This is a genomic window from Streptomyces sp. T39 (assembly GCF_008042045.1).
GTDB lineage: Bacteria > Actinomycetota > Actinomycetes > Streptomycetales > Streptomycetaceae > Streptomyces.
Map to the genome: position 1 here is coordinate 743 of NZ_RDBP01000046.1, position 7,098 is coordinate 7,840.

4 protein-coding genes are annotated in these 7,098 nt (G+C 77.0%); 3 read left to right on the plus strand and 1 reads right to left on the minus strand.

Annotation, left to right across the window (positions count from 1 at the left end; genetic code table 11):
* Positions 1 to 103: 103 nt before the first annotated feature.
* Entirely contained in the window at positions 104 to 664 is a 561-nt protein-coding gene (locus EAO77_RS29795) for a hypothetical protein (protein WP_147991448.1), read from the minus strand.
* 115 nt (positions 665 to 779) lie between these two features.
* Between EAO77_RS29795 and EAO77_RS29800 the strand changes: the two genes are divergently transcribed.
* The 3 genes from EAO77_RS29800 to EAO77_RS29810 all read left to right on the plus strand — a co-directional run bounded on the left by EAO77_RS29800 (position 780) and on the right by EAO77_RS29810 (position 6,719).
* Positions 780 to 3,896 carry an alpha-N-acetylglucosaminidase gene (locus tag EAO77_RS29800; protein WP_147991449.1) on the plus strand — a complete coding sequence of 1,039 codons (3,117 nt, stop codon included), beginning with the start codon at positions 780 to 782 and terminating at the stop codon, positions 3,894 to 3,896.
* Positions 3,897 to 3,921: 25 nt separating this feature from the next.
* Positions 3,922 to 4,758 carry a tyrosine-protein phosphatase gene (locus EAO77_RS29805; RefSeq protein ID WP_147991450.1) on the plus strand — a complete coding sequence of 279 codons (837 nt, stop codon included), beginning with the start codon at positions 3,922 to 3,924 and terminating at the stop codon, positions 4,756 to 4,758.
* Between the two features lie 89 nt (positions 4,759 to 4,847).
* On the plus strand, positions 4,848 to 6,719 hold the full coding sequence (locus EAO77_RS29810; RefSeq protein WP_261994189.1) for a hypothetical protein: 1,872 nt from the start codon (positions 4,848 to 4,850) through the stop codon (positions 6,717 to 6,719).
* Positions 6,720 to 7,098: the final 379 nt, after the last annotated feature.

Below are 7,098 nucleotides of genomic sequence, written 5' to 3' on the forward strand. Positions count from 1 at the left end.
GCCCGGCCTCGGCGTGCGCGGACGGTACAAACGTGCGGTGAGGGGTGCGGCGKMCGCCGCCCGGGCCGGGGGCCGGCCGGACGGCGGACGCCGCACCGTGCGATCAGCCCCCGTGGCTCCCTTCGTGGCCGTCCCGGCCCTCGTGGTGCGCCTCGTGGCCGTCCCGGCCGTCCTGTCCCTCGTGGCCCTCGTGGCCCTCGGCGCCGGAGGTGCCGCCGCCCGGGTGCGATCCGTGGTCCGTTCCGGTCCGTACCGTGCCGCCGAGACGGCCGCGCAGCGCCGCCACCACCTTCTCGTCGCCGACCGCGACCCACGTCCGGCCGACCAGATACGTGCCGCCGTAGTCGTCCGCCTCGTCGAGCCAGGCGGCCCGCCCGTCCTCGGTGGCGAAGGTGGCGAGGACGTACCTCCCGTCCGCCGTCGTGCAGTTCGCCTGCCGCAGTTCGGCCGCGTCCGTCTGGATGTTCGGCTCGCAGTCGGCCTCCCGCGCGATGTCCTCCAGGCTGCCGGTGACGGTGCGGGGCGCGGCGGATGCCGTGCCGGTCCCCGCGACACGCCCGTGATCGCGTTCACCCGATGAACAGGCCGACGCCAGGACGATGAGCGCAACCGCCAGTACCGTCCGGGCCGTCCGTGGTGTGTTCGTACTCGATGTCGTCCGCATCCGGCCATCGTGCCCTTCCGGTCCCCCTGTGCGGGAGAGAACCGCGAGTAACCTGCGCTCCGCACGCACCTGTTGTCGCTGGAGCCCCACATGGAGCAACACGGAGGAGCGCTGTATGCACAAGCTGTCGAGACGCACTCTGCTGGGCACCGCCGGCGCCGTCGGCATGGGTGCGGTGCTGGCCGCGCACACCCCCGCGTCGGCCGCCGTCCCCTCCCCCTCCGCCCCTCCCGCCGCCCGTGCGGACGCCGCCGGGGCCGCGCTCGCCGCCCTGCGGCGGCTGCTGCCCGACCACGCCGCCCAGTTCACGCTGCGCGCCGTCGACGGTCCCGAGCGCTTCGAGGTGACCGGCACCGCGGGCCGGATCACCGTGACGGGCACCAGCGCCGCCGTCCTGCTGACCGGGGTGCACTGGTACCTCAAGTACGTCTGCCGGGCGCACATCTCGTGGGCCGGTTCGCGGCTCGGCCTCCCGTCCCTCCTGCCCGCCCCCACGGCGCCCCTGAAGCGGACGGCGACGGTCCCGCACCGGTTCGTGTACAACGACACCCACGACGGCTACACCGCCCCCTACGCCGACTGGCCGCGCTGGGAGCGGCAGCTGGACGTGCTGGCGCTGCACGGCTGCAACGAGGTGCTCGTCACGGCCGGGCAGGAGGCGGTCTACCACCGGCTGCTGCGGGACTTCGGCTACTCGGACACCGAGGCCCGCGCCTGGCTCCCCGCGCCCTCGCACCAGCCGTGGTGGCTGCTCCAGAACATGAGCGGCTTCGGCGGGCCGATGTCCACCGCGCTCATCGAGCGCCGTACCGAGCTGGGCCGCAGGATCTGCGACCGGCTGCGCGAACTGGGCATGCGGCCCGTCCTGCCGGGCTACTTCGGCACCGTGCCCGACGGGTTCGCGGCCCGCAACCCGGGCAGCGACGCCCGGGTGGTGCCCCAGGGGACATGGGGCGGCGGGATGCGGCGCCCCGACTGGCTCGACCCGCGGACGAAGGCGTTCGCCGACGTCGCCGCCGCGTTCTACCGGCACCAGGGCGACCTGTTCGGCGAGGTGTCGTACTTCAAGATGGACCTGCTCCACGAGGGCGGCACCGCGGGCGACGTCCCGGTCCCGGAGGCGGCCCGTGCGGTGGAGACCTCGCTGCGGACCGCCCGCCCCGGCGCGACCTGGGTGATCCTCGGCTGGCAGTCCAACCCCCGCCCCCTGCTGCTGGACTCGATCGACCGGACCAGGGTCCTCGTCGTCGACGGGCTGTCGGACCTGGACACGGTCACCGACCGGGAAACGGACTGGGGCGGCACGCCGTACGCGTTCGGCACCATCCCCAACTTCGGCGGCCGGACGACCATCGGCGCGAACACCGACCGCTGGACGGAGAAGTTCACCGCCTGGCGCGACAAGCCGGGCAGCGCGCTGGTGGGCACCGCCTACATGCCGGAGGCCGCCGAGCGGGACCCGGCGGCGGCGGAGCTCTTCAGCGAGCTGGCCTGGCGCGAGGAGAAGACCGACCGGGAGGCGTGGTTCGCCGAGTACAGCCGGGTCCGCTACGGCGGGGACGACCCCTCGGCACGGGACGCGTTCGCGGCGCTGGCGGCGACGGCGTACAAGCTCACCAGCACCGACGGCCGGCCGTACGACTCGCTGTTCTCGCGCCGGCCCTCGCTGACGACGGCGATCGGCACCGCCTTCGACCCGGCCGGCTTCGACCGGGCGCTCACCGGCCTGCTGAACGTGGACCCGGCGCTGCGGGACTCCGACACCTACCGGTACGACCTGACCGATGTGGCCCGGCAGGCGCTGGCCAACCGGTCGCGCACCCTCCAGATCGCCCTGCGGGCCGCGTGGCGCGCCAGGGACGCGGAGACCTTCCGAGCCGTGTCCGCGCTGTTCCTGAAGCTGATGGTGCTCGCCGACACGATGGCCGGCTGCCACCGGATGTTCCTGACCGGCCCGTGGCTGGAGGACGCGAAACGGCTGGCGACCAGCCCCGAGGAGGCGGCGCGCCTGGAGGGGACGGCGCGCACGCTGATCTCGACCTGGGCGGACCGGCCGACCGCGAACACCCTCGGCAACTACGCCAACCGCGACTGGCAGGGGCTGATGGCGGACGTCCATGTGCCGCAGTGGGAGGCGTATCTGACCGAGGCCGGCGACGCGCTGGCCGAGGGCCGCGCTCCGAAGTCCTTCGACTTCTACCCCCAGGAGGAGGCCTGGACGAAGGAGCGTTCGGCCTATCCGGTACGCCCGACCGGTGACGCGCACCGCACCGCCCAGCGGGTGTTCGACACCCTCTCCCGGGCCCCTTACCAGGGCGTGGTGACGGTGTCGGTCGACCCGCCGGCGTTCACGCCGGGCAGCACGGGCACCCTGACGGCGTCGTTCCGCAACCTCAACGGGCTGTGTGCCACCGGCCGCGTCGACTTCGGCCTCACCGGACTCGACGCGGAGCCCGACGGGGAGCCGGCCCTCGACGGGGTGCCGGAGGGCGGCACCGGCGAGGTGTCGTGGCGGGTGACGGCCCCCGGCGGCGAGCTGACCGAACCGCTGGTGCCCATGGCGTACGGGCTCACCACGCAGTACGGGCCGCTCTCCGAGGTCCGGGTGGCGTCGGCCCAGTCGGGCAGTGTGCACCTGGCGGCGCCGCTGGAGCCGCGGTGGCGCACCTTCACCTCCAACGCGGCCGTGTTCGGGCAGCTCGGCGACCGGCTCGCGATCAACGGGGCGGGCAGCGACCTGTGGCGCGGCACCACCCAGTTCGGCACCGCCTACCTGCCGCAGGCGTTCACCGCCGGCGCGAGCGTGGTGCTGCGGGTCGACTCCCAGGAGAACACCGGCACCTGGGCCCGCGCGGGGATCGCGGTCCGCAACGCGCTGGCCAGGCCGCTGGACGCGGGCTTCCTGAACCTGGCCGTCACCCCGGGCCAGGGCGTCGCGCTGTCGTTCGACACGGACGGCGACGGCACGATCGACAGCTACGGACGCATCACCGGGATCACGGCGCCGGTGCTGCTGCGGCTCACCAAGGACGGCGGCACCGCGTTCACCGGCGCCTGCTCCACCGACGGCGGTGCCACCTGGCGCACCGTCGCCACGGTGAACGTGCCGGGCGCGGCGGCGGTCCAGGACGTGGGCCTCTTCATGAGCGCCACCAACGGCGGCAGCGGGGCGCGGGGCACGGTGCGTTTCAGCGGCTGGTCGCTCACCGGAGGTGTCGCGGCGGCCGGGTGAGCCCCCGGGCGCCTACATTCCGTGCATGAGCGCCATTCCCTCCACCACCGTCGCCAATCTCCGTGACCTCGGGGGCACCGAACTGGCCGGCGGAGGGCGGGTGCGCGGCGGTGTCCTGTTCCGGTCCGGGCAGCTGGACCGGCTGGACCCCGTGGCCGACCCGGCCGTCGCCGCGCTCGGTGTCCGGACCGTCGTCGACCTCCGCACCCGGGCGGAGCGCGAGGCCCGCCCGGACCGGATCCCGGAGGGCGGCCGGCTGCTGCTGGCGGACGTGCTCGCCGACCAGGTCGCCGCCGGTTCGCTGCCCGCGGCGGCCCGGCTGCGGCAGCTGCTCGCCGACCCGGTCGCGGCCGAGCGGGAGCTGGGCGGGGGCCGGGGCCCCGAGCTGTTCGGGCAGATCTACCGCTCGTTCGTGACGACGGACTCGGCGCGCGCCGCCTACGGCGCGTTCCTCACCGAACTCGCCGAACCGGACGCCGCCCCGCTGCTGTTCCACTGCACGGCGGGCAAGGACCGCACGGGGTGGGCGGCGACGGTGGTGCTGACACTGCTGGGCGCCTCCCCCGAGACGGTGCGGGCCGAGTACCTGTCCGTCAACGCGGCGGTGCGGGAGGCGTTCGCGCCGCTGGTGGAGGGGTTCACGGTGCAGGGCGGCCGGCCGGAGACGGCACTCGCCGTGATCGGGGTGGTGCCGGAGTACCTGGCCGCCGCGCTGGACGAGGTCGAGGCGCGGTACGGCTCCATGGAGGCGTACGCGACGGAGGGCCTGGGCGTGGGGGCGGGGGCGCTGGAACGCATCAGGGCACGGCTCGTCGTGCCGCCGCCGGCCGGTGGCGCGGACCCGGGCGCCGGCACGGGGTGACGGCGGCCGGGGAGCGAACCGGGTCGGCGGGGGCGGGGCGGCGCGCCCGGTACGGGTGACCATAGGACGATTCGCTCGTTCTGCTGAACGTGCGTCCTCAGCAAGCCGACACAGCCCTCATCACCTCCTCTCCCCCGGGTCCCGAAGACGCGCTGGAGGCGGAGTTCGTCGCGCACTACCCGCGGCTGGTGCGGATCGCCTACCTGGTGCTGCCCTCTGCACCCGACCCGGCCCGGCGGGTCCTGGCGGCCCACGCGCTGGTCCGGCGCACGCTGCCCGGGGCCGGCTCCGCCCCGCCCCTCGTGCCGAGGGCACGCCGGCCCGAGGAGACGGGCCCGGGCGGATACGACGCCCTGCGGATGCGGCTGCTGCGCCGGGCACTGCGGAGCGCCGGACGGCCGCTCCTCCCCCGGCCGCTGCCCCGGGTCCGGGGCCTGCGACTCCTCCCGCGCGCCGGCGGCGCGGCGGAACTCGCCCTCGAACGCGAGCTGTCGGCACTCGGCGCCGCCGGTCGCGCCGCCTGCGTGCTGCGCCGTCTGGAGCGGCTCACCGGGCCGCAGACCCGAGACGTGCTGGCGGCGGTCGGTGTGGCCGATCCGGACGGGGCGCTGGCCGCGGCGGACGCCCTGCCGGACCCGGCGGGCGCGGCGGCGCTGCTGGCCTCACCTGCGTTCGACGCCTGCGCGCTCCAGGCGCGCCCACCCGGACTGCTGCGCCGCAGGCGTCGGGTGCGGGCGGGCGTGGTGGCGGTCGCGGCGCTGGCCGTGTGCGGGGCGCTGCTCGGCCTCCCGGAGGACGGCGGTCCCGCATCCGGGCGGGACGCGGACCGCGCCGGGCCCACGCGGGCCGCGCCGACCGCCTGGCGGGAGGCGACCCGGCGCGACTTCTCCGTGTGGCCCGCCCGGGGCGGCCTCACCGGGGACCGGGCGCTGCTGGACCGGGCGCTGGCCGCCTGGGCGGAGCCGGGCGGCCCGGTACGCGTCTCGGCCACGCCCGGCACCTCGTCCGGCCCCCCGGCGGGCCCGCCCCGGCTGCTGTTCGCCGGGGCCGTGGACCGGGCACGCGTCGTGCTGCTGCACGACGGGCTGCGCGTCGTCCGGTACGCGGAGCCGCGCGGCGCGGCCGGCGGCGCCGTCCTCGACTTCGCCCGCACCGACGCGGCGGACGCGGCGTCCGCGGCCGCGCTGGTGGTGGCCCGGCCGGGAGGCGGCCGGGTGCGCTACCTGACGGCCCCCTGGGTGCGGGAGGTGTCCGTGCGGGACCTGCTCGACCCGGCGGCGCCGGCGCGGCCGCTCGCCCGGGACGCGTCGGGGGTGACGGCGGCGCTGCCGAGCACGGCGGGGGACGGCGCCTGCCGGTCCTGGCAGACGCTGGAGATCCGCGACGGCGAGGGGACGCGGCTGCTGACCGACCTGGGCGAACTGGCCCCGGCCCGGCTGCTGTCCGGCCCTCCGCCGGCGCCCTCGGACGTGACGGGGCCCGCGGCGCTGGCGCACTGGGCGCGGACGGCGTGCTCCCTCCAGGGGCTGCGTGCGCACGGCGTGCGCGAGGTCAACGCCTGGCCGTACGCCCTGCAGAGGCTGCCCGAGGCCAACGGCACGGCCGCCTGGGTGTGCACCCGGGCCGAGACCTGGCGGGGCGCCGGTGCCCGGGTGATGGCCCAGTTCCACCCGCCGGCCGACCGCCCGTCCGCTCCGGGCACGGTCGTGGCACGGGCCGAGGACTCCCCGGCGTGCGGGGTGCGTGAACCGCGGGTGCTCGCGGGCGTGCTGTGGCAGTCGCGGGCGGGGCAGTGGTACGTGCTCGCCGCGGGCGGCGGCCGGTTCCGCTCGATCACCCTGTCGGGCGGCGTGACCGGCGGGAGCGAGGGCTCCCTCCTCGCCGTCCGCTCCCGCCCCGGTGCCCGGGCCGACCTCCACGGCCGCCTCCTCGACGGCACCCGCGTCCCGCCCCTGCGCTGAGCCCGCCGGGGACACGGCCGGGCCCGCGGGAACTCCCGCCGACCGGCCCGCCGCCCCGCGCCCGGCGTCGAGCACCGGACGCGCGGTCCGGCGGAGCCCGGGTCGCGCCGCCCCCATGGATCCGCGGCCCCGCGCCCTCGGGCGGCCTCCGCCGAGCCGCGCCACGCCCTCTGCCACCCGGACGCGGTACCCCGCTCCCGCCCACCGGGCCCCGCGCGCCCGGCCGSSASSCGGCCGGGCCACCACCAGCGCGGCCGCGGACGCCGCGTCCGCCGCGTCGGTGCGGGCGAAGTCGAGGACGGCGCCGCCGGCCGCGCCGCGCGGCTCCGCGTACCGGACGACGCGCAGCCCGTCGTGCAGCAGCACGACGCGTGCCCGG